The organism is Giesbergeria sinuosa, from assembly GCF_042652905.1.
GTDB classification, from domain to species: domain Bacteria; phylum Pseudomonadota; class Gammaproteobacteria; order Burkholderiales; family Burkholderiaceae_C; genus Simplicispira; species Simplicispira sinuosa.
Genome location: NZ_JBHSHJ010000002.1, coordinates 202,307 through 223,690 on the forward strand (window position 1 = coordinate 202,307; position 21,384 = coordinate 223,690).

20 protein-coding genes are annotated in these 21,384 nt (G+C 56.2%); 14 read left to right on the plus strand and 6 right to left on the minus strand.

The features are described 5' to 3' along the window. Nucleotide 1: 1 nt before the first annotated feature. The gene (gene hemN / locus ACFO6X_RS03580) at nt 2–1,384 is read right to left on the minus strand and encodes an oxygen-independent coproporphyrinogen III oxidase (RefSeq protein WP_382430129.1); all 1,383 of its coding nucleotides are present in this window, start codon (nt 1,382–1,384) and stop codon (nt 2–4) included. Nucleotides 1,385–1,608: 224 nt separating this feature from the next. Between hemN and fnr the strand changes: the two genes are divergently transcribed. The 11 genes from fnr (at nt 1,609) to ACFO6X_RS03635 (ending at nt 10,659) form a co-directional block, all read left to right on the plus strand. After that, nucleotides 1,609–2,331, plus strand: coding sequence for a fumarate/nitrate reduction transcriptional regulator Fnr (gene fnr, locus ACFO6X_RS03585; protein ID WP_382430131.1), 723 nt, complete (start codon nt 1,609–1,611; stop codon nt 2,329–2,331). Nucleotides 2,332–2,503: 172 nt separating this feature from the next. Then, nucleotides 2,504–2,824 (plus strand): SWIB/MDM2 domain-containing protein, encoded by a 321-nt coding sequence (locus tag ACFO6X_RS03590; protein WP_382430133.1) that lies wholly within the window; start codon nt 2,504–2,506, stop codon nt 2,822–2,824. 277 nt (nt 2,825–3,101) lie between these two features. After that, nucleotides 3,102–5,267 carry a TonB-dependent receptor gene (locus ACFO6X_RS03595; RefSeq protein ID WP_382430506.1) on the plus strand — a complete coding sequence of 722 codons (2,166 nt, stop codon included), beginning with the start codon at nt 3,102–3,104 and terminating at the stop codon, nt 5,265–5,267. 35 nt (nt 5,268–5,302) lie between these two features. After that, nucleotides 5,303–5,992: a Fe2+-dependent dioxygenase gene (locus ACFO6X_RS03600; protein WP_382430135.1), complete on the plus strand. Its 690-nt coding sequence runs from the start codon at nt 5,303–5,305 to the stop codon at nt 5,990–5,992. A gap of 6 nt (nt 5,993–5,998) precedes the next feature. Then, complete coding sequence (locus tag ACFO6X_RS03605) at nt 5,999–7,132, plus strand: alpha-hydroxy acid oxidase (RefSeq protein ID WP_382430137.1); 1,134 nt, start codon at nt 5,999–6,001, stop codon at nt 7,130–7,132. Nucleotides 7,133–7,229: 97 nt separating this feature from the next. Next, the gene (locus tag ACFO6X_RS03610) at nt 7,230–7,454 is read left to right on the plus strand and encodes a (2Fe-2S)-binding protein (protein WP_382430139.1); all 225 of its coding nucleotides are present in this window, start codon (nt 7,230–7,232) and stop codon (nt 7,452–7,454) included. Between the two features lie 140 nt (nt 7,455–7,594). Continuing rightward, entirely contained in the window at nt 7,595–8,314 is a 720-nt protein-coding gene (locus tag ACFO6X_RS03615; protein ID WP_382430141.1) for an energy transducer TonB, read from the plus strand. 24 nt (nt 8,315–8,338) lie between these two features. Continuing rightward, nucleotides 8,339–9,061, plus strand: a complete 723-nt coding sequence (locus tag ACFO6X_RS03620) for a MotA/TolQ/ExbB proton channel family protein (protein WP_382430143.1) — start codon at nt 8,339–8,341, stop codon at nt 9,059–9,061. Between the two features lie 2 nt (nt 9,062–9,063). Further along, on the plus strand, nt 9,064–9,471 hold the full coding sequence (locus ACFO6X_RS03625) for an ExbD/TolR family protein (RefSeq protein WP_382430145.1): 408 nt from the start codon (nt 9,064–9,066) through the stop codon (nt 9,469–9,471). A 24-nt stretch (nt 9,472–9,495) separates the two neighbouring features. After that, nucleotides 9,496–9,726 carry a hemin uptake protein HemP gene (gene hemP / locus ACFO6X_RS03630; protein WP_382430147.1) on the plus strand — a complete coding sequence of 77 codons (231 nt, stop codon included), beginning with the start codon at nt 9,496–9,498 and terminating at the stop codon, nt 9,724–9,726. A gap of 231 nt (nt 9,727–9,957) precedes the next feature. Continuing rightward, a complete protein-coding gene (locus tag ACFO6X_RS03635; protein ID WP_382430149.1) occupies nt 9,958–10,659 on the plus strand; it encodes a Bax inhibitor-1/YccA family protein in 702 nt (233 codons plus the stop codon). Nucleotides 10,660–10,781: 122 nt separating this feature from the next. Here the strand turns inward: ACFO6X_RS03635 and ACFO6X_RS03640 are convergent, their stop codons facing one another. Genes ACFO6X_RS03640 through ACFO6X_RS03655 form a run of 4 tightly spaced genes read right to left on the minus strand, consistent with a single transcriptional unit; the run spans nt 10,782 to nt 18,177 of the window. Next, complete coding sequence (locus ACFO6X_RS03640; protein ID WP_382430151.1) at nt 10,782–11,159, minus strand: Gfo/Idh/MocA family oxidoreductase; 378 nt, start codon at nt 11,157–11,159, stop codon at nt 10,782–10,784. A gap of 37 nt (nt 11,160–11,196) precedes the next feature. Then, entirely contained in the window at nt 11,197–12,279 is a 1,083-nt protein-coding gene (locus tag ACFO6X_RS03645; protein WP_382430153.1) for a response regulator, read from the minus strand. Between the two features lie 19 nt (nt 12,280–12,298). Further along, nucleotides 12,299–16,039: a hybrid sensor histidine kinase/response regulator gene (locus ACFO6X_RS03650; RefSeq protein ID WP_382430155.1), complete on the minus strand. Its 3,741-nt coding sequence runs from the start codon at nt 16,037–16,039 to the stop codon at nt 12,299–12,301. Next, entirely contained in the window at nt 16,036–18,177 is a 2,142-nt protein-coding gene (locus ACFO6X_RS03655; protein WP_382430157.1) for a DctP family TRAP transporter solute-binding subunit, read from the minus strand. The genes ACFO6X_RS03650 and ACFO6X_RS03655 overlap by 4 nt, the downstream gene beginning before the upstream one ends. A 122-nt stretch (nt 18,178–18,299) precedes the next feature. Here ACFO6X_RS03655 and ACFO6X_RS03660 point away from each other — a divergent pair, with 122 nt between their 5' ends. Further along, complete coding sequence (locus ACFO6X_RS03660; RefSeq protein ID WP_382430159.1) at nt 18,300–18,665, plus strand: hypothetical protein; 366 nt, start codon at nt 18,300–18,302, stop codon at nt 18,663–18,665. Nucleotides 18,666–18,673: 8 nt separating this feature from the next. On the opposite strand, the gene rlmD is transcribed toward ACFO6X_RS03660, so the two are convergent. Further along, nucleotides 18,674–20,113, minus strand: coding sequence for a 23S rRNA (uracil(1939)-C(5))-methyltransferase RlmD (rlmD, locus tag ACFO6X_RS03665; protein ID WP_382430161.1), 1,440 nt, complete (start codon nt 20,111–20,113; stop codon nt 18,674–18,676). 75 nt (nt 20,114–20,188) lie between these two features. Between rlmD and ACFO6X_RS03670 the strand changes: the two genes are divergently transcribed. Both ACFO6X_RS03670 and ACFO6X_RS03675 read left to right on the plus strand, forming a co-directional pair. Continuing rightward, entirely contained in the window at nt 20,189–20,788 is a 600-nt protein-coding gene (locus ACFO6X_RS03670; RefSeq protein WP_382430163.1) for a chromate transporter, read from the plus strand. Beyond that, on the plus strand, nt 20,785–21,381 hold the full coding sequence (locus ACFO6X_RS03675) for a chromate transporter (RefSeq protein ID WP_382430165.1): 597 nt from the start codon (nt 20,785–20,787) through the stop codon (nt 21,379–21,381). The genes ACFO6X_RS03670 and ACFO6X_RS03675 overlap by 4 nt, the downstream gene beginning before the upstream one ends. The last annotated feature ends 3 nt before the right edge of the window (nt 21,382–21,384 follow it).

A 21,384-nucleotide genomic window follows, 5' to 3' on the forward strand; every position in this document is an offset into this window, starting at 1 on the left:
TTCAGATGATGCGGGAAAACCGTGTTCGGTTCCGGTCGGCCTGCAAATACCGGTCAAAAGTCATGGCAATACCTCGTACAAAGTACCAGCCCATCTCTGTGACTTGCACCCCATCGGCGTTGAAAATCACCAACCCTTGGCCGGCCATTTCTTGTAGCACGCCTAGCTCGACGGCAAAATACTGGCGAAAATCAATCAGCCAAGCGGCTTCTAAGGGCTCAAACAGCAGCTCGCCTTGGCACATCAAGGCCATGATGACAGCACGGCGCACCAAGTCGTCGCGTGTCAAGGCTAAGCCTCGCACGATGGGCAGACGACCTTGGTTCAGGTGGTCGTAGTATTCGTCCAGAGTTTTGGCATTTTGGCTGTAGGTGGCACCCACACGCCCAATGGCCGATACGCCCAGTGCAATCAGATCGCAGTCGGGTTGGGTGCTGTAGCCCTGAAAATTGCGGTGCAGGCGTCCTTGGCGCTTGGCTACGGCCAACGCATCATCGGGCAACGCAAAATGATCCATGCCCACATACACATAGCCCGCTGCACTAAAAGCCTCTAATGAGCGTGCCAACATGGCGACCTTGGCAGAGGCCATTGGCAAATCGGCCCATACGATGCGCCGCTGTGGCTTGAAGCGTTCGGGCAGGTGGGCATAAGCATACAGCGCGATGCGATCGGGGCGCAACTGCGCCACTTGGGCCAAGGTGCGCTCAAACGATGCAGGTGTTTGGCGTGGCAGGCCGTAAATCAGGTCGATGTTGATGGAGGCGAAACCCAAGGCGCGTGCCGCATCTACCAGTGCAAACACCTGTTCGGCAGGTTGGATGCGGTGTACGGCCTTTTGGACTTCGGGGTCAAAGTCTTGCACGCCAAAGCTCAGGCGGTTAAAGCCCAGTTCGGCCAGCAAGGCCAGCCGCCCGGCATCTACTGTGCGCGGGTCAATCTCGATGGAGTACTCCCCATCGGGAGCCAACGTAAAGTGGCTGCGCAACATCGCCATCAGTTCGCGCAGACCTTCATCTGACAAGAAGGTGGGCGAGCCACCGCCCAGATGCAGCTGGCTCACTACTTGGCCTTTGCCACAATGGGCGGTATGCAGTTCTACCTCACGGCTGAGGTAGCGCAGATAGACTTCCGCCCGGTCGTGGTGCCGGGTGATAATTTTGTTGCAGGCGCAGTAGTAGCACAGCGATTCACAAAAAGGGATGTGCACATACAACGACAGTGGCAGCGCCTTGGCCGATGTTCCCACGCTGCGTTGTTGCAACGCGAGCACATAGTCGTTGGCACCAAAAGCCTCCACAAAGCGATCTGCCGTTGGGTAAGAGGTGTAACGCGGTCCGGGCACATCAAACCGGGTCAGCAATTCGGGGGAAACAACGGTCATGGGAAAATTCCTTAAGTGCCAATGCACTGTGCCGTAAATGGGCCAGACAGGCGTTGACGTCTGTCAAGAGCAAACACCAAAGGCGCACTGTGTTGGCAGCAGTGGGGGATGGGCGATAATTTGAACATGTCCACTATCTTTCCCGCCCCAGCAATGCCTTACTGCGCAATCGGGTCAAGGGGATGGCAGTGTGGCTGATTTATCTGAAGTAGCTCCGAGTCGCCATGAATCCACACACCATCAAAGTCGCCTGTTCCAACTGCAACTTGCGCGAGCTTTGCATGCCGCTGGGATTGACGGATGCACAAATACAACGCATTGACGAAGTAGTGGCTACCCGGCGCAAAATCAAGCGTGGTGGCACTTTGTTTCGCAATGGCGAGGCATTTACCTCGCTGTATGCCATTCGCACAGGGTTTTTCAAAACCTGTGTGGCTACCGAGGACGGGCGCGATCAGGTCACTGGCTTTCAGATGGCAGGCGAAGTCATCGGTCTGGATGGCATCGTCAATGACCGACATACCTGCGATGCCATTGCATTGGAAGATGCAGAGGTTTGCGTTATGCCCTTTGACCGGATTGAAGAGCTTTCGCGTGAGGTCACGGCCTTGCAAAGCCATGTCCACAAAATCATGAGCCGTGAGATCGTACGCGAGCACGGAGTGATGTTGTTGCTGGGCAGCATGCGGGCTGAGGAGCGTTTGGCAGCCTTTTTGCTCAATTTGGTACAGCGTCTGCACGCCCGTGGTTTTTCGCAGTCAGAACTGGTGTTGCGCATGACCCGCGAAGAGATTGGTAGCTATTTGGGCCTGAAGTTAGAGACCGTTAGTCGCACTTTCTCCAAGTTTGTGGAAGATGGCATCGTAGAAGTGCGTCAGCGCCATGTGCGCATTCTTAGCACCGATGCGCTCAAACGCATTGTCAATAACCAACAAGCTTGCCATTGAGCACTGCGCCGTATCTGAGGCAGGCTATTGGTTGGGTTTCTGTCATAGTTTGTGGCAAAAAAAGCGCCCCTCCCCTTGGAAAGCCCTTTTTTTCCCAGTAGCATCGCTCCAGCCAGTGGAGAAACTGGTTTTCGCTGGTTCACACTGCCCGTTATTCACAAGGAAACCCAACATGGCAACTCCCAAAAAAGCCCCGGCCAAGGCCGCTCCCGCTGCTGAAGCGGCTGCGCCTGCTGCCAAAAAGCGCACTCCCAACGCGGCTTTCATGAAGCCCCTGACCCCCAGCGCCGAACTGGCCGCTGTGGTGGGTGCGGCTCCCCTGCCCCGCACAGAGATCATCAGCAAGCTGTGGGCCTACATCAAAGAGCACAAGCTCCAAGACGAAGCCAACAAGCGCAACATCAACGCCGATGCCAAGCTCAAGAAGGTGTTTGGCAAGCCCCAAGTTTCGATGTTCGAAATGGCTGGTCTGATCGGCAAGCATGTGAAATAAGCGTTCGCACGCTTTGCACACCAGGTCGGCTTTGCCGGCCTTTTTTTTGCCTGAACTTTACTTATGAATGAGAATACTTGTTATTTGATTTAAGATTGACAGTTCGACGATGCACAGCCAATTTTTCTAGCCACTGCTTCGTACCTGTATCGGCACCAATGGTGGTGCCGATGGCAATGACCTATCTACGGAGGCCCAATTGGCAAAGAAACCCGCACCGCATTTGCAAAAAACAACCCCCATGCCCGAGTTGCAGCCCGCTGTGCTGTCGGGCCGTATGGCCGCAGGTTTTGACAAGCCTTTGCTCCCCCTGGGTGCCTTGATGTTGGCGACTTCGATGGGCAGCTGGGCGCAGACCAACGAGGCGCCCAGTGCCACCTTGCCTGCGGTGACAGTGCGTGAAGCGGTGCAAATCCAAAGCAAAGACACTTTGCAGGTCAAAAAGACCACCATTGGTAAAGGCCAGCAAGAACTGCGCGACATTCCGCAAAGCGTCACGGTGTTTACTGAGCGCCTGATGGACGACCGTAACCAAGACGACTTCCGTGAAGTGCTGCGCACCACTTCGGGGGTGACTTTTCAGGCAGGCGAAACCGGCGAAGAAGATGTGCGTTTGCGCGGCTTCTCTTTGGGCCAGGCAGGAGACATCTACATTGATGGCATGAAAGATGCCCCACTGTACGAGCGCGACACTTTCAACAACGACCGGGTAGAAGTGCTCAAAGGCTCTGCTTCCATGTTGTTTGGCAAGGGCTCGACGGGTGGCGTGGTTAACCAAGTCAACAAGGCGCCATTGTTGATGGATCAGCACGAAGCCAGTTACACCATTGGCACGGGCAATGAACACCGCGTGACGGGCGACTTTAACTTCAAGACGGGAGAAAACGCAGCCCTGCGCGTCAATGCCATGGTGCACAACGCCGACAACCACGGTGCTACGCAGAAAAAGCGTGGCATTGCGCCCACCTTCAGTTGGGGTATTGGCACCCGTGATGAGTTCTCAGTCGGGCTGTACTATTTGGACATTCAGGGGCGTCCTTCGTACAACCATCCTTGGTTTTTGGACAACGGCGTGATCGTCCCATCGTTGCCTGCCAAGAATTACTATGGCCTCAACAGTGATTATTTGAACACTTCGGCCAAGTATGTCACGCTGTCGCATATTCACCGTTTTGATGATCGTGGCGAGCTGAACACCCGTTTGCGCCACGGCACCTATGAACGCGATTTGTGGGCCAGTGTGATTCGCTTTGGCACGGGCACCACGCTAGAAAACATCAATAGCAGCACGGTGGTCTCTCGTACCCCTAAGGGTCGGGTGGGCAGTAGCGATTTGACGCAACTGCAAAGTGATTACACCAACACCTTCGACTGGCTGGGTAAGAAGCACGCACTGATTGCCGGGGTAGATGTTTACCACGATGACGCTGATCGCAACCAGAACTTTGCTGGAACTCCCAGTGGCTTGAACACGACGGTAGGCACACCCAACAATGGCGACTGGCGTGCAGACACCCGTGGCGTGCCAGCTTACAACAGCTTCACGGCGCGCAATGTGAGTTTGTACGCACAAGACACGATGAGCCTGACATCTGCGTTCAAGTTGGTGGCAGGTTTGCGTTATGACCACTTCAAGGCGTCGTACCACACCAGTACCGACTTGAGCCACGCCCGTTCCGATGATCTCTGGAGCCCACGCATTGGTGCTTTGTATCAGCCCAATGATCTGGCTTCGTACTATGTGTCGTATGGCACTTCGTACAACACGTCGGGCGACACTTACCAGTTTGGCAACCCGAATGCTGGCACAGAAAAAACAGCCAATACCCCCGCAGAGAAAAGCCGCAATTTTGAAATTGGTGGCAAGTTTGAACTGTTTGAAAAGCGTGCCAGCCTAGGGGTGGCCGCGTTCTACAGCGAGAAATACAACGAACGCAACACCGACCCTGATACCGCATCAACCCAGCAATTGTTGTCGGGCAAGCGCCATGCCACAGGGATGGAGTTCAACTTGGCCGGGCGTGTGACACCGCGTTGGGAAGTGTTTTATAACCACACTTGGATCCCCAGCGCCAAGATTGACGAAAGCAATGTGGTTTTGGCCGCCAACGGTGGGGGTGCCCAGGTCAAGGGCGACCGCCCTGGCCTGACGCCCAAGCACAGCGGCAGCTTCTGGACAACCTACGCCGTGACACCACAGTTGCGTGTGGGGGCTGGCTTGAACTACCGTGGCAAGCAAAATCCGGAAGGCTCGCGTGCAGTGGTGGCCGACAGCTTTGTCACGGCTGATGCGATGGTGGAATACAGCTTCAACGAGAAAACCTCGCTCAAGCTCAACATCACCAACTTGAGCGACGAGTTGTATGCCGATAGCCTGTACCGTGGGTTCTATGCGCCCGGTGCTGCCCGTGCGGTGCAACTGACGCTCAAGACCCGTTTCTAAGCGGTATCTTCTACACAACGCACTGTCTGCCCCGTATGTTTTTGCATCTGAAAAATATCCTGACTCCGCAAGAGGTTCAGACTGCTCGCACTTTGTTGGGCGATGATGCCCCTTGGCGAGACGGGCGCAGCAGTGCGGGGGGACAGGCGCTGGCGCACAAGCGCAACGAACAATTGGCCCAAGACAGCACCCAAGCGCAGCAATTGCGTGCCTTGGTGCTGGCCGCGTTGCAGCGCGATGCCTTGTTCTTTTCAGCGGCCCTGCCCAAGAAGATTTTTAACCCGCTGTTCAATCGTTACAGCGGCGACAGCAACTTTTATGGCAACCATGTGGATGGTGCTGTGTTGCGCTCGCATTACCCTGAGCAATGGGTGCGTAGCGACTTGTCGTGCACGATTTTTCTGGCTGAGCCACAAGAGTATGACGGTGGTGAATTGCTCATTCGTGAGGCCCAAGGAGAGCGGGCCATCAAATTGCCTGCGGGTGATATGGTGCTGTATCCCAGTTCTACCGTACACCAAGTGGCGCCGGTCACACGGGGTGCCCGCATTGCCAGTTTTTTCTGGATTGAGAGTATGGTGCGCTCGCTTGAGCAGCGCCAGTTGTTGTTTGACATGGACATGGACTTGCTGCGCTTGCGCGCTGCGGTGGGCGAAGGCGCGCCTGCTGTAGTGGGCCTGACGGGCACCTACCACAACCTGCTGCGCATGTGGGCTGATGTCTAACGCCCGATGATGCACACCTTGAAACGCCAATCGGTGCCTGCGGGCATTGTCAATTTGGCCGACCACGAGCAATTAGCCCAACAACGCCTTGACGATAACGCTTGGGCCTATTTTGGCGGTGGTGCCGGTGATGAAATCACCTTGCAAGCCAATCGCACAGCGTGGGATGCTTGGAGGCTGCAACCACGTGTGTTGCAGCGTGTGGCAGGTGGGCATACCCGGGTTGCCTTGTTAGGGCGCACGCTGGCCCATCCAATTATGTTGGCCCCAGTGGCTTTTCAGCGGCTGGCCCATGTGGATGGTGAAGTGGCTACCGCCTATGCTGCTGCCGCTTTGGGGGCAGGTATGGTGTTGAGCACCCAAGCCAGCACACCGCTGGAAACGGTGGCCGATGCTTTTCTGGCAGATCCGGGCCGTGGTGCTCTCTGGTTTCAACTGTATTTACAGCATGATCGGGGCTTTACCCGTGCTTTGGTGCAGCGGGCTGAGGCTGCCGGCTATGAAGCCTTGGTATTGACAGTGGATGCCCCCGTCAGTGGTATTCGTGACCGGGAGCGTCGGGCGGGGTTTCAGTTGCCCCCCGGCATTCGTGCTGTCAATTTGGATGGCTTAGCCCCGCGCCCAGCACGGCCCTTGCAGGGCGGACAAAGTGCTTTATTCCATGATCTCTTGCACGATGCCCCTACTTGGGAAGATGTGCAATGGCTGCAATCCATTACCCGTTTGCCGGTACTGCTCAAGGGTGTGCTCCATCCGGAGGATGCCCGACAAGCTGCGGCTATTGGTGTGGCGGGTCTGGTGGTTTCTAACCACGGTGGACGCACGCTAGACACCGCTATCACCACAGCCCAAGCCTTGCCTGCTGTAGTGCAGGCTGTAGAGGGGCGCTTGCCTGTGTTGGTCGATGGTGGCATTCGCCGAGGCACTGACGTGTTCAAGGCGCTGGCGCTGGGGGCCAGTGCGGTGCTGGTGGGGCGGCCGGCCATTCATGGGCTGACCAACGCGGGGGCAGCGGGGGTGGCCCATGTGCTGCGCCTGTTGCGTGATGAGTTGGAAGCCACGATGGCGCTGATGGGTTGCGCTACGTTGGCGGACGTGGCTGCTGTTTCTTTGCCTATGCCTCCTTTGGGCATTCGATGAAATCCCATCTTGATGGCATAGACTTTATTGAATGAGAAAAATTCTCATTTATAATCAGGCTGTCTTTTAACTGCCAGTCTTGATTTGGTGTTTTGCCATGATCGTTTGTGTCTGCCGCCGTGTCTCTGACCGTGAAATCGCCCGCCATGCCCATGCAGGGATGGGCTTTGACGACATCCAGTTCGAGCTGGGTGTGGCTACCCAATGTGGCCGCTGTGAGGGCTGTGCCCGAGAGGTGGTGGCGCAGTGCCATGCCAGTCGACCTGTGGCCGCTTTGCACAATATGTTGGCCGCCCCCCATTCCCATGGGGCTGGGGTGTGATGCGCCATGATGCTGTCCATCTTGGCAGGAAGTGCCCTGTTGGTAGTGGTTTCTGCTTGGTGGATATTTCACCGTTGAGCAGGTGCCACGGGGTTTGAGTTTCATATTGGCTTTGGGTGCTGGCCGTTATTGATGGTTCTATGTCTTCTTCTGATCGTTTTGCTTTTCCTGCCGTTTCTGCGCGCCATGCATTCATTGCTTCTGGCGTGGTGTTGGCCCATGCCGTCGGGTTATGGACTTTAGAGGCCGGGTTATTGCGCAAGGCGGTTCCACAAGACGTGGTGGTGCCTGCGGAAGTGGTGGCCGAGGTGATCGTTGCGGCACCTCCACCAGCACCTCCCCCCCCGGCACCGCCAGCACCAAAAACACCGCCCTTGCCCCGTCCGGCGGTTGTCAAAACACCAGTGCCTCGGCCTGCACCGGCACCTATGCCGTTGCCTGTGGCTCAAGCCCCTGCCACCCCCAATGCCCCTGTGGTGCAGGCCAGTGAGGCCGTGCCAACGCCTGCACCCGCAGCACCTGCACCAGTAGCGCCACCGGCCCCTCCAGCACCGCCTGCTCCACCGGCACCGCCCCGGATTGAATTGCCGTCAAGCCATGCCGCCTATCTGCAAAATCCGGCCCCAGCCTATCCTGCCATCAGCAAGCGCATGGGCGAGCAAGGCAAGGTTGTGCTGCGTGTGCTCATTGGTGCTGATGGTCTGCCACAGAAAGTGGAATTACAGCAATCGAGTGGCTATGACCGATTGGATCGCCAAGCCCAAGAGGCCGTGATGCGCTGGCGCTTTGTGCCAGGCAAGCGCAACGGCGTGCCCGAGACCATGTGGAATCTGGTGCCGATCAATTTTGTTCTCGAATAATCAAATCCATCGTCAGGAGTTTTCATGGAATCGCAATTTGGCTTGGCCCACGTCTGGATGCAGGGTGACTTTGTGACCCGTTTGGTCGCGGTACTGCTGCTGGGCATGTCGCTGGCATCGTGGATTGTCATCATCGTCAAGGCGCTGGACATCATGAAATTCAAGAAACACGCACGGGCTGCCTTGGGTTTTTGGCACAGTGAAGATTTTGCCGCCGGGTTGGAAAAGCTCGGTGCTGATCCAGCCAATCCTTTTCGCCAGTTGGCCATTGAGGGGCGCGAGGCCACTGCCCACCACCGCAATACCAAAGGCCAGTTGCACGACAGCTTGGATGTGAGTGATTGGGTCACGGGCTGCCTGCGCAACAGCATTGATGAGTTCACGGCCCGTCTGCAATCGGGGCTGGCTATTTTGGCCTCGGTGGGTTCTACGGCCCCTTTTATTGGTCTGTTTGGCACGGTTTGGGGCATCTACCATGCCTTGATTGCCATTGGTGCTTCGGGCCAATCTACGATTGACAAAGTGGCTGGCCCTATTGGTGAGGCGCTCATCATGACGGCACTGGGGTTGGCTGTAGCCATTCCAGCCGTGCTGGGCTACAACGCACTGGTGCGAGGAAACAAGTCCATCCTGAATCGTCTGAATAGCTTTGCCCATGACCTCCATGCTTATTGCGTGACGGGTGCGCGCGTTTCTGGCAACACCGAGGCAGCAGGCAATGTCCATGCCTTGAAGAAAGGAGCTTGAGCATGGCGTTTGGAACCCAGGACGACACCGATGAGGTGATGAACGAGATCAACATGACACCGTTGGTGGACGTCATGCTGGTGTTGCTTATCATTTTCATCATCACCGTGCCGGTGATGAAGCATTCGGTGAATGTAGATTTGCCCCGTGCCAGCAATCAGCCCGAACTCATCAAACCCGAAACGGTGCGCCTGAGCGTAGCGGCAGATGGCGCTTATTTTCTCAATGGCGCACCAGTAGAGGATGCGGAGCTGGAGGCGATGTTGAAAACCGAAGCCGCCAAAGAGCCGCAGCCTGACTTGCATATCCGGGGCGATAAAACCGTGCGTTATGAGCGTGTAGCCCAAGCGATGGCTAGCGCCCAACGGGCCGGGGTGCGCAAAATCGGCTTTGTCACAGATCCCCAGTAACCCTTGCTTTGGAGTATGAAGACCATGTACGCCGCCAGTCTGACCAGTGCTTCGCCTTATTTTGCTGTGGCCTTGGGCGCGACCCCCCAAGATTTGCCTACCTCTGCCGCTTTGGAGGGACATGGCGCAGCGCCACAGGATACCTTGGACAGCCGAGACTTATTGCAAGGCCGCAAGACGGTGACTATTGCACACAATGGCAGTGTGTACCGTTTGCAGGCCACCCGTTTGGGTAAATTGATTTTGACCAAGTAGGTTTCATCGTGGGGCGACTCCCGGGTTTGTTGCAAGCCCGTCAGGGTCGTTTTGGCCAGCCAACGGTTTTTTGCCGCGTAGCCAGGCTTTTTTTCCATGGGAACTTTGTGGGATGGGGTGAATCAACTGTATTGATTCTTGCCACGATTTGTGGGGGTATTGACTCTTGCAGGAAAGTCCCCACCTAGAATCCAGACGCCTGCGCTGTGCAGGTCACTCAGGAGCATATCGATGAACGACCGCGTTTCCACCCTCTACTCCTCTGCGGACTATGGCTACGGCATTTCGCAGGAGCAGCGCCACAAGGTGCTGCGCAATACTTATTGGTTGTTGGCCTTGAGCTTGGTGCCCACCGTGTTGGGTGCTTGGGTGGGGGTGGCTACTGGCATTACCTCCATGCTGGGCGGCATGATGGGCATGATTGTGTTCATGGCGGGTGCCTTCGGTTTTATGTTTGCCATCGAAAAAACCAAGCATTCCGCGATGGGCGTTCCCGTGTTGTTGGCTTTTACCTTCTTCATGGGCTTGATGTTGTCACGTCTGATTGGTTCGGTGCTGGGTTTCAAAAATGGCTCCGAACTGATCATGACTGCTTTTGCAGGCACTGCTGGGGTATTTGTCGTGATGGCTAGCTTGGCTAGCGTTATCAAGCGTGATTTGTCTGGTATGGGCAAATGGTTGATGGTGGGCACTTTGGTGTTGATGGCGGGTGCCGTTATCAACGTGTTTGTTGGTTCTAGTGCAGGCATGATGGCTATTTCGGTGGCCGCCATTGGCATTTTCAGTGCCTATATGCTGTATGACCTCAAGCAAATCATTGATGGTGGCGAAACCAACTACATCAGCGCCACCTTGGCACTGTATATGGACATCTTTAATGTATTCCAGAGCTTGTTGGCACTGCTGGGTATCTTTGGTGGTGAGCGCGAATAAAATTTTTCGAAAATTTCCACAAGTCAACCTTTGAGCATGCAATAGGGTTGCACATAGAAAAAGGGCCGGTGTTGAACCGGCCCTTTTTCTTTAGGCATGGGCACCATGCAGCACAGAGTGGTTTAGGTGTAATCTGTGTCCCCATGTTTTCCCTGAATCAGCTTGCCTGCTGAAAGAGACATCATGAGCATGGCAATGTTTTCGTGCATCAGAATGGTGTGCCGATTGCCTGTGTTGACCATTGCTTTGCGCAGTGCCTCACGCACTGCACCCACACCCGTGACATCAATCACGATATCAACCTCTGTACCCAAAGCAAGCAGCTCCATAAAGTCGGTGGTAACACGCACTCCATGTGCTTGTGCCAAGGCTATGCCGGGTTGCTGAGGGTTCAGATCAGCCACCCCCAGCACTTTGACAAAACTTGCACTCAGCAATTGTTGAAGTAATGGGGTGCCAGTTTCACCAGCGCCAATCACCACCACACGAAAATCAGCCATACCATCGCTCCTTTGTTATCCAGTGAGAGATCCATTGTTAGATCCAAGTTTCCATTCCTTCGTCGGCATGGGTCAATGCAATCATGCGGAACTCATCACCCAGCGCAATAAAGGCATCTACAACAACCGGGTCAAAATGGCTACCACTGCCTTCGACAATGATTTCTGTAGCCTTTGTGTGTGAATAGGCTGGTTTGTATACCCGGCGGCTGATCAGTGCATCATAGACATCGGCCACCGCCATAATACGGCCAGGCAGTGGAATTTCGGAGCCTTTGAGCCCTTGCGGATAGCCTTTGCCGTCCCAGCGTTCGTGGTGTCCCAAAATGATTTGACGGGCACATTGCAAAAATACGCTCTCGCTTTGGGTGCCTTCAGCTACTTCCAAAGCTTTGGCCCCATAGATGACATGCTGCTTCATCTCTTCAAATTCTTCGGGGGTCAGGCGTCCTGGCTTGAGCAAAACCACATCCCGGATTGCGACTTTGCCAATATCGTGCAGTGGTGCGCAGCGGTAGAGCATTTCGACACTGACAGGATCTAACAAATGTTGGTAAGGGCCGTGGTGGCTGAGATGCTGCGTGAGCGCACGCACATAATTTTGTGTGCGCTTGATATGTCCCCCAGTTTCGTTATCCCGAAACTCCGCCAGATTGGCCAAGGCTTCAATGGTGATTTGCTGTGTCAAGGCCAACTCGGCTGTGCGAGCGCGCACCAGTTCTTCTAGTTGTTGTTCGTAGCGTTTTAGTACCAAGTGGTTGCGCACCCTGGCTTTGACCAGTACGGGTTCAAATGGTTTGCGAATGTAGTCCACAGCACCCAATTCAAGCCCTAGGGTTTCATGCCCCACTTGGTCGAGCGCACTGATAAAGACAACCGGAATATGCGCCGTGGTGGGGTCATGCTTGAGTTGTCGACAGACTTCGTAACCGTCAATGCCGGGCATCATGATGTCCAGCAGAATGATGTCTGGTTGGGGCAGCTTGCGGGCGATCTCCAGCCCTTTTTCTCCAGAGATGGCTGCGTGGATGGTGTAGTCAGTGCGCAACAACTGACGCAATATCTCGATATTTTCGGGGGTATCATCCACTACTAGAACAATTTGCCGTTTCTCTGGCATGAGCGTACGCTCCCTCTCTTTATTGTGACTCCCGGTTGGGCGCAAGGTCGATCATCCATTCATCCAGCGTATCGCAGGCGCCTTGAAAATCGAACACTCTGGCTTTCTTTTCCAGTTCTTTGAAGTGCTGGTCAGACAGGCCATAGCGGGTTTGTAATTCTTCCATCAAATCAAGAGCCTCTGTATTGCCCGAGGACAATAGTTCGCGCAATGGCAAGAGCAAATGGTGCAATTGCTGGCGGTTGATCTGCGGTGTAGCTTCTGCCACTGCTGGTGGCGATGTCAGATCCGTCAGCCCTTCTATCACGGGTGTGAGCTGTGCAACCACTTCCTGCAAGAATTGTTCCACTTGTGTCAGGGGTTGCTGTTCACGGCAGGCCAGTTCCAGTTCTTTGGCTGCTTCAGACAATGCCTGCGCACCCACCGTGGCAGAGACGCTTTTGAGCGTATGCGCCAAGCGGTTGGCGGTGGGCCAGTCTTGGGTTTGCAGGGCGTTGTGAAATTGGGCTGAAAAGTCTTGTTGACCTTGCTGAAAGAGTACCAGCAGTTTTCTGTAGGTGGCACGGTTGCCATTGGACAGCCGCAGTCCAGCCTCCAAGTCGATACCCGTTAGGCGTGTGGGCAAGGCGTCTGTTGGAGGGGCGGTGGTGGGTGGGGGCGCGGCTGGCACTGGCATTGCCGATGGGAGGGGGCTACGCACATGGGGATGAATCCACTTGGCAATGGTGGTGAACATTTGCACCACATCCAGCGGTTTGCCAATTTGGTCATTGAGGCCGGCGGCCATCGCCTTGTCGCGGTCACCGGCCATGACATTGGCTGTCATGGCGATCACTGGCAGATCGGCCCATTCGGAGCGACGGATGGCCTGTGTGGCCGCATAACCATCCATGACTGGCATTTGCAGATCCATCAGCACACCATCAAATGCTTCTTTGGCGAGCCAGTCTAGGGCTTCTTGCCCGTTGTTGGCAATGCGTGTGGTGATCTGGGCTTCGGCCAGCAGGTCTACTGCCAATTCTTGGTTAAGTTCGTTGTCTTCTGCCAGCAGCAGATGGGCACCGTGCAGGCTCTCCATGAGCGCACGCAACTCCTCATTGCGCAACGTGCGGTGGGTGCGCACTGGCACTGCATGGCCATGCACTCGCAGCAGCGTTTCGAGCAAGGTGGAGGGCGTGACGGGCTTGGCCAAGACTTCTTCAATGCCGGTACGGTCGGGCAGGTCTTCTGGATCGCGTGCCGTGACTATCACCATCTTGGGCCATTGTTCTGGTGGCAATTGGTTGCGCAGCAGACGGACGCATTCCAAACCATCCATTTCTGGCATCATCCAATCCATCAACACCACGGCATAGGGTTGCCCCCTTTGTTGGGCTTGCACGATGTGGGTCAGGGCATTGGCACCGCTGTCTGCCACACTGGCCTCAAAATGTAGGGCCGTGACCATGCGGGCGAGGATTTCACGGGCACTTTCGTTGTCGTCTACCACCAGCACCCGTTGGCCTTGCAGTGGTGGTGTCAGTGGCAGCCGCTCGTCGGTGTGCTTGGCACAACCAATGGTGGGCCAAGTGAAATGGAAGGTGCTGCCTTGGCCCAAGGTGCTTTCGACCCAAATCTGTCCTCCCATCATCTCGACCAGATTTTTGGAAATGGCCAGACCCAGCCCAGTCCCGCCATAGCGGCGGGTGGTGGAGCTGTCTGCTTGGGTGAAGTTGTGAAACAGCCGTTCCTGCTGCTCTTGGCTGATACCAATGCCGGTGTCGCGGATCATGAAATGCAACACCAATGTGGTGCGCTCATCGGTGGTTGCGTGGGCTTGGTGCATGATCCGAACGCCTAGCACGATTTCACCATGCTCAGTGAACTTGACCGCGTTGTAACCAATGTTGGTCAGCACTTGGCCCAGACGCAATGGGTCACCTGTCAATTCACGCGGAAGGTGGGGCGGAATGTCGAACAACAGTTCAAGGCCTTTTTCTTCTGCCCGTAGGCCCACCATCCCGGAGAAATCCTCCAGCACGTCTTGCAAGTTAAAACAGACTTGCTCTAGTGTGAGTTTGCGTGCTTCGATCTTAGAGAAATCCAGAATGTCATTGATCAGGCCCAGCAGTGATTGGGCAGAGCGGTGTACCTTGACCAGGTAATTGCGCTGGCGGTCAGAGAGTTGGGTCTCTAGGGCCAGATGCACCATGCCCGTGATGACGTTCAGTGGAGTGCGGATCTCGTGGCTCATGTTGGCCAGAAAGTCTGATTTGGCACGGTTGGCCGCTTCGGCTTCGCTTTGTGCCTGCTGTAATTGTTGTTCGCTGCGCTTGCGGCTGGTGATGTCGAGCATTGCCCCCAGCATGCGCAATGGTTTGCCCTCGGCATCACACAGCACCTGGGCTACCTGTTGCACATGGCGCTCTTCGCCGGTGACGGCACGCAAGATGCGGTACTCAATTTGCCATGCAGCTCCCGGTGTTTCTTGGGCCGAGAGCAGTGCTTGCTCTACCATCGTCCGGTCTTGGGGATGCACTGCTTGTAAAAACTGGGCGGGAGTGCTGGCAACTTTTGCGGGGGTGTAACCCAAAATCCGGTAGAGCTCATCAGACCAGCGTTGGGTGCCATCGTGCAAGTCCCATACCCAGCTGCCCAAATGCGTCATTTCTTGGGCGCTTTCCAACATGATGCGGCTCTCTACCAGTTGGGCGGTAGTGCTGCTCAATTCGGCTGTGCGGCGTTGCACACGTACTTCGAGTTGGTTCTGAATGGCATGCAATTCGGCGGTGCGCTGCGCAAAACCACGGGCCAGCTCCTCCAATTCGTCGTCAGTGCCCAGTGGTGCATCCAGCGGTGTGTTCACATCCTTGCCGGTGATGCGTTGGTACAAAGTGAGTATGGGGGTGGTGATGGAGTTGCCCATCCAGGCAGCCAGTAGCAGGGCTCCAAGCAGCAAAAACACCCCAATCAGCAAAAAGCCCTCTACCACCGCCCAGACGGCTTGGCGGTGTACGGATTCGGGCAAACCAATTTCCAGACGGAGATTGAGTATCTTGAGCAAAGGCGTGGCTGCCGCCTCCGGCCCCAATATTTGATGGATATAGGTCTGGGTGGAGGTGTGGTTATGCACCAGCAATGTCTCTGTGCCCATGAGCAGGTGGTAGCAGGCTTGTGGATAGCCAGGGGATTGGTTCATGGTCAGGGCGGGCAGGTCAAACTCCACCACCACCGCACCTTGGACGGTTTTGTAGAACGTGATCGGCACCATGACCACCAGGCGCTTATTGGAAGGGCGCACAAAGAGCACCCGACGCCCCATGCTCAAGGCATTGCGTAGTTCTGGTGAGGCGTTGTACTCAATGTGTTCGGTGTGCCACTGGTAGACTGGCTGGGCATCAAAATCGACCAACGAAAACGCTACCACTTCTCGGCCTTGGGCAAAATTGCGGGCCAACTGTGGCAGATAGGTCTCGCGGCCTTGTTGATCCATCAGGCCATTGACCACCAACGGATTGTCGGCCAACCGTTCGGTGTTCTCTACCAGAGCGGTGATGCGGGCCTCCAGCAATACCAGCGAAGAGCGTGCCATGTCGCGCAAGCTATTTTGCATCTGGCGTCCGAGCTGTGCATCCATCATCAGGGCCACTGCTACGGTCAGGAGCAGCATGGTGGCAGACACCAACGCACAGACTTGCAAAATCACCCGCCGTTTGAGACTGCGGCGCATACCGAGCAGCCGCTCTACCCCAGCATTTTGGGTGTTGTGGGGTGCTTTCATGGCGACACCATCAGAATGGCCCCGTCTTCTGCAAAACGGGCCATGTGGTAGTTTTCTGCATCCAGCGCATCATGGCGTGTTGTGCTGAAGGCGGGGGCATAGCGGCGCACGGCCCCCTCCATGGGGGGCAATTTCTCGAGCGCCTGGCGCACTGCCAGCCGGTCGGTGCTGCCTGCCTGAGCAATGGCCCGTGCCAGTAAATGCACCAAATCATAGGTTTGTGCCACTGCCTGTGGGGCTGCGACTTCTCGCAGCGATGCCACTCCATAGCGGTTTTGGTATTTTTCGGCTAACCGTTGGCTTTGTGGACGGGGATTACCGATGAAGGTAAATGTCTGAAAAAACCGCATGTCGATTTTGCTCAGAGCCTCCCGATTGGCTGCCCAGAAATTGCCAGAACTGATGCCCCAATGTGAAATGACTGGCAGTGCAGACGAGCGTTGCGCCAAGGTTTGCACCACCTGTCCCCCTTCGGCCCCAGTCGCCACCAGCACCAATACATCGGCGCCAGACCGCTCGATGCGGCGCAGCACGTCGTTGAAGTCAGTTTGTCCACGGTTGAACGATTCCACCTGTACAAAATCATGGCCAGACTGTTGCAGGTATTCTTGCATCCGCTCTAGGTTAACGCGGCCCCACACCGTGTTTTCTCGCAGGATGGCAGGACGGCGATAACGCTGCTGCAATAAGTGGTTCATGATGAACGGCGCCGCCAGCCGATCGTCGGCAGAGAGCCTGAACACGGGGCCAGGGGGCTGATGGGGTGTGAACAGATCGCCGACCGATGCCCACGCCACCAGCAATGGCAACCCTGTGGTGCTTGCCGGCTCCTTTTCTGCCATAACCACCGCAGACTGCACCCCCCCCAACACAGCCACGACCTCGGGTTGTGCTGCAAAGGCATTGATATTGCTGACCCCCAAACTGGGCAAGCCCTTATGGTCGCGTGCTATCAATTGCAGTGGCCGACCTAGCACCCCACCGGCCGCATTGATTTCGTCAATAGCCAGATGAGCGCCGCGCCGAAAGCCCAGACCGGCTGTGGCTGAATACTGCGACAGGTCGGCATCTAGTCCGATGACAATGCGTTGTGCGGTGCCATACTTGCGGTCGAGCATTTCTTCGGTGCGTGACAGGATGTCTGAGCCGATCACATCTTCAAACAGGGCTGGTATGTTGGCCATAGTGGCCTTGAATTTGGCGCGCTCGGTGGGGCCGAGTTCATGCACTGTCACACCCGCTTGGCGAATGGTTTCTAGCAGGGCGGCCTCTCGGCGGTGGGTTTCTTGCCGCTCCCAGGGGGTCAGTTCTTTGGCGGTATTGACCAATAGCTGCTGCCATTGGGTTGGTAAGTTGTTGAAGCTGCGGGCGCTGATCATCACCACATAGCCCATATAGCCGTGGCTGCTGAGCGTCAGGTGCTTTTGCACCTGATGCAGTCCCATACTGACGATGGCTACCAGAGGGTTTTCTTGTCCATCCACCACCTTATCGGCCAAGGCTTGGCGTGTGGCATGAAAGTCAATTTGGATGGGGTTGGCACCAAGGTTCTTGAATTGCTCCATCAGCAACCGGCTTTTCATGGTGCGCATGTCGAGCCCCTGAAAATCAGTGGGAGCACGCAGGGGTGTGTTGGCCGTGAAATGCTTGAATCCGTTTTCCCAAAATGTCACACCCACCAGATCAATCGACTGTAGGCGCTGCAACAGCATTTGTCCTGGCTCACCATCGAGCATCTCATACAGGTCTTCACGGGTGGGGAAGTAGAACGGAAGGTCGGCATACTGCATGGCCGGAACCGATGTGCTGACTTTGGCTGTAGGGGTCAGAACAATGTCTAATTCGCCAGTGCGGGCCATTTCCAGCATTTGATCGTCGGTACCAAGCTGCTGTGCCGGAAAGACCTCGATTTTGACCTGGTGCTGGCTGCGTTCTGCCACCAATTCTGCCAAGCGCACCGCCGCTTGGTGCAACGCACTGTCTACAGGAATGTTGTGCCCTAACCGTAAGGTGTATGCGGGGCTATTTACTGTTGCGGGTGGTTCTTCAGAAGCTCGGTTTTGTGCCCACCATGCCACCAACCCCAGCAGAAAAAACAGGAAGAAACTGAGGGTGGCTACAAATTTTTTGGGGAACATATTCTGATTCCTTGGGGCATGTGCGGATATAACCACGCGCCACGGCACCAATATAAGCCATTCCCTTGTCTGTTGATGCTACAAGGCTCAACCTGGCCTGCGCTGTGCCGATAATGGAAAACATGTTCCAGAAAGTGTCCCCCATGCTGCTACGCCTTCCTGCCCTTTTTGCATTGCTGTTACTGACTGGCTGCGAGATTCCGGGCTTGGGGCCCAGCCCTGCTGTCCTGAAAAGTGAAGCCGAAGCCAAGGCCATAGGCAGTGCCTGTCGCCATGCCCTGCGTGGTCTGGAAGACTGTTACACCCTTAATCCCAAGTCGCCTAAGGCAGCGGTCTTTGCTGGTTGGAAAGACATGGATGCTTATATGCGCGACAACAAGATAGAGGGCACGCCTTCTGTGCTGGGCAAAGCAGAAAAGCCCGCCAAGCCACCCACAGAGACCATCATTGAGACAGCCCCGCGTGGTGGTGCCGAACGGCGCAGTTGAGTGGCGCGTTATGTGGTGTGGACGCGTTCAAACACGGCCATGCTTTCTACGTGGGCGGTGTGTGGGAACATATTGACCATCCCTGCCGCTACGCAACGATAACCGGCTTGGTGTACCAGCAAGCCCGCGTCGCGGGCCAAAGTGGCCGGATTGCAGCTCACATAAACGATTCGTTGTGGGGGATGCCAGTGTTGTGCTTCTGCGGGCAGGGGGCTGGCACCTTCGGCACCGAGCCGGGCTTGCTCAATGTCGGCCAAGGCTTTGGACAGCGCAAAGGCCCCTTCGCGTGGGGGGTCGATCAGCCATTTTTCTGCCACTCCGTCGGCTACCAGCATCTCTGGGGTCATCTCGAACAGGTTGCGTGCCACAAAGCCAGTAGGAGCCAGCGCCTGTCCAGTGGGTGCATGGCTTTGGTTGAGGGCGTAGTTGGAGCGGGAGCGGGCTACCAGGGCTTCGCTGCCCTCAATGCCCAGCACTTCACGCGCTTGGGTGGCCAGTGGCAGGGTAAAGTTGCCCAAGCCGCAAAACCAGTCAATCACCCGCTCGTGCTTTTGCACATCAAGCAAGCGCAACGCGCGCGATACCAGCACCCGGTTGATATGGGGGTTCACTTGCGTGAAGTCGGTAGGCTTGAAGGGCATGGTGATGCCAAACTCGGGCAGCGCGTACGAGAGTTCTGGGCCTCGCTCATCGAGCAAATGCACGGTGTCTGGCCCTTTGGGTTGTAGCCACCATTGCACGCGGTGCTCTGCGGCAAAGGCACGCAGCTTGTCTGTATCGCTGGCCGATAACGGTTCCAAATGGCGCAGCACCAAGGCGGTGACCTGATCACCACAGGCCAGCTCGATTTGTGGGCAGGTGTCGCGCGCCTCCATGGAGGCAATCAAGGCCCGCATGGGCATGAGCATGGCACTGACATGCGGCGGCAGGATGGGGCACACTTCCATGTCAGCCACATAGCGGCTCTTGCGCTCGTGAAAACCAACCAGTACGGTACCTTTCTTGAGTACATGCCGTACCGATAAGCGGGCACGGTAGCGGTAGCCCCAAGCTGGGCCTTCTATGGGGCGCAGCAAAGTCTCGGGCTTGACCTTGCCCAAATGCCAGAGGTTGTCTTCGAGTACCCGCTGTTTGACGGCCACTTGGGCACCGGCGTGTAAGTGCTGCATTTTGCAGCCGCCACAGGCTCCCGAGTGCAGGCCAAAATGTGGGCAACCAGGGCGTACACGCTGTGATGATTCTTTGTGAATCGCCGTAAGGCTGGCTTGTTCCCAGTTGTTCTTCTTACGATGGGTATTGGCCGTGACCCACTCAGAGGGCAAGGCACCATCAATAAAGATCACTTTGCCATCGGGCTTGCGGGCCACGCCTTGGGCGTCCAGATCCATGGAATGCACCTCCAGCCAATCGGCGGGGTACGCGGGTGGGGTTTCGTTCAAATCGCTCATGGTCTGAATTGTCTCAGGCCCACCAGTGCAGACAAAGGCCAGACGGTAGAAAATCCCCGGTCTATGACGTCGCACATGCCTGTAATTGTCCCTGAGTCGGCGCAGCCCGATCCTCTCGCCAACCGCCCTGCCCCACGCAATGTGGCAGATTTGTTTTGGTCTTTTACTTGGCTGGCCTTGCAGGGGTTTGGTGGTGTGGTGGCGGTGGTGCAGCGGGAATTGGTAGAAAAAAGGCGCTGGCTGACCCGAGAGGAGTTTGTCGAGGAGTGGGCTGTGGCTCAGGTCATGCCTGGCCCCAATGTGGTCAATTTGTCCATCATGATTGGGGATCGTTATTTTGGCTTGCGTGGTGCGGTGGCGGCTTTGCTGGGGATGCTGGCGCTGCCCTTGGTCTTGGTGTTGCTGGCCGCTTTGGCCTATGCACATTGGGCCACGCACCCTGCTGTGGCGGGTGCCTTGCGTGGTATGGGGGCGGTGGCAGCGGGCATGATCGGTGGTATGGGGTTGAAGCTCATGCCTGCTTTGCGCCAACACCCTTTGGGGCCAGTGTTCAGTGGCCTGATTGCGCTGACTGCCTTTGTGTTGGTGGCATGGTGGCGTATTCCTTTGCCGTGGGTGTTGCTGGTGTTGGGGTTGGTGGCTTGTGGTCTGACTTGGCGCAAGGTGGCCCCATGATCGTGTTGAATTTGCAGGTGTCAGATTGGCTGGGGTTGTTGCTGTATTTTTTGTCGATGTCTCTGTTGGCGGTGGGGGGGGCCATTTCTTTGGCCCCAGATATGCACCGTTTTTTGGTGGATCAACAAGGGTGGCTGACCGATTTGCAATTCAATGCCAGTATTGCCATTGCACAGGCGGCCCCTGGGCCTAATTTGTTGTTTATTGCTCTGCTGGGTTGGAATGTGGGCCTGAACGCTGCTGGCGCTGGCACTGGTAGTGCGGGCTGGGCACTGGGCTTACTGGGGGCTGGGTTGACCATGCTGGGTATTTTGCTCCCCAGTGCGACCTTGACTTGGTTGGCTACCCGTTGGGCACAGCGTAACCGCCAGCGGCGCAGCGTGCGTGCCTTCAAACAAGGCATGGCCCCTATCGTGATTGGTTTTATGATGGCCACGGCCTGGGTATTGGGCAGAGGCCAGGGGCAAGTCCAAGCCGACGCAGGTTTATGGATGCTCGGTTTGGTCTGTGCCCTGCTGGTGTGGCGCACCCGCCTGCATTTGCTCTGGCTGTTGGGTGCTGGGGCGCTCTTGGGGGCGTTGGGTTGGGTATAAAAA

Coding starts and splice junctions, on each gene's coding strand:
- hemN (WP_382430129.1), bottom strand. CDS start 1,384: ATGACCGTTGTTTCCCCCGAATTGCTGACCCGGTTTGATGTGCCCGGA.
- fnr (WP_382430131.1), top strand. CDS start 1,609: ATGAATCCACACACCATCAAAGTCGCCTGTTCCAACTGCAACTTGCGC.
- ACFO6X_RS03590 (WP_382430133.1), top strand. CDS start 2,504: ATGGCAACTCCCAAAAAAGCCCCGGCCAAGGCCGCTCCCGCTGCTGAA.
- ACFO6X_RS03595 (WP_382430506.1), top strand. CDS start 3,102: ATGGCCGCAGGTTTTGACAAGCCTTTGCTCCCCCTGGGTGCCTTGATG.
- ACFO6X_RS03600 (WP_382430135.1), top strand. CDS start 5,303: ATGTTTTTGCATCTGAAAAATATCCTGACTCCGCAAGAGGTTCAGACT.
- ACFO6X_RS03605 (WP_382430137.1), top strand. CDS start 5,999: ATGATGCACACCTTGAAACGCCAATCGGTGCCTGCGGGCATTGTCAAT.
- ACFO6X_RS03610 (WP_382430139.1), top strand. CDS start 7,230: ATGATCGTTTGTGTCTGCCGCCGTGTCTCTGACCGTGAAATCGCCCGC.
- ACFO6X_RS03615 (WP_382430141.1), top strand. CDS start 7,595: ATGTCTTCTTCTGATCGTTTTGCTTTTCCTGCCGTTTCTGCGCGCCAT.
- ACFO6X_RS03620 (WP_382430143.1), top strand. CDS start 8,339: ATGGAATCGCAATTTGGCTTGGCCCACGTCTGGATGCAGGGTGACTTT.
- ACFO6X_RS03625 (WP_382430145.1), top strand. CDS start 9,064: ATGGCGTTTGGAACCCAGGACGACACCGATGAGGTGATGAACGAGATC.
- hemP (WP_382430147.1), top strand. CDS start 9,496: ATGTACGCCGCCAGTCTGACCAGTGCTTCGCCTTATTTTGCTGTGGCC.
- ACFO6X_RS03635 (WP_382430149.1), top strand. CDS start 9,958: ATGAACGACCGCGTTTCCACCCTCTACTCCTCTGCGGACTATGGCTAC.
- ACFO6X_RS03640 (WP_382430151.1), bottom strand. CDS start 11,159: ATGGCTGATTTTCGTGTGGTGGTGATTGGCGCTGGTGAAACTGGCACC.
- ACFO6X_RS03645 (WP_382430153.1), bottom strand. CDS start 12,279: ATGCCAGAGAAACGGCAAATTGTTCTAGTAGTGGATGATACCCCCGAA.
- ACFO6X_RS03650 (WP_382430155.1), bottom strand. CDS start 16,039: ATGAAAGCACCCCACAACACCCAAAATGCTGGGGTAGAGCGGCTGCTC.
- ACFO6X_RS03655 (WP_382430157.1), bottom strand. CDS start 18,177: ATGTTCCCCAAAAAATTTGTAGCCACCCTCAGTTTCTTCCTGTTTTTT.
- ACFO6X_RS03660 (WP_382430159.1), top strand. CDS start 18,300: ATGTTCCAGAAAGTGTCCCCCATGCTGCTACGCCTTCCTGCCCTTTTT.
- rlmD (WP_382430161.1), bottom strand. CDS start 20,113: ATGAGCGATTTGAACGAAACCCCACCCGCGTACCCCGCCGATTGGCTG.
- ACFO6X_RS03670 (WP_382430163.1), top strand. CDS start 20,189: ATGCCTGTAATTGTCCCTGAGTCGGCGCAGCCCGATCCTCTCGCCAAC.
- ACFO6X_RS03675 (WP_382430165.1), top strand. CDS start 20,785: ATGATCGTGTTGAATTTGCAGGTGTCAGATTGGCTGGGGTTGTTGCTG.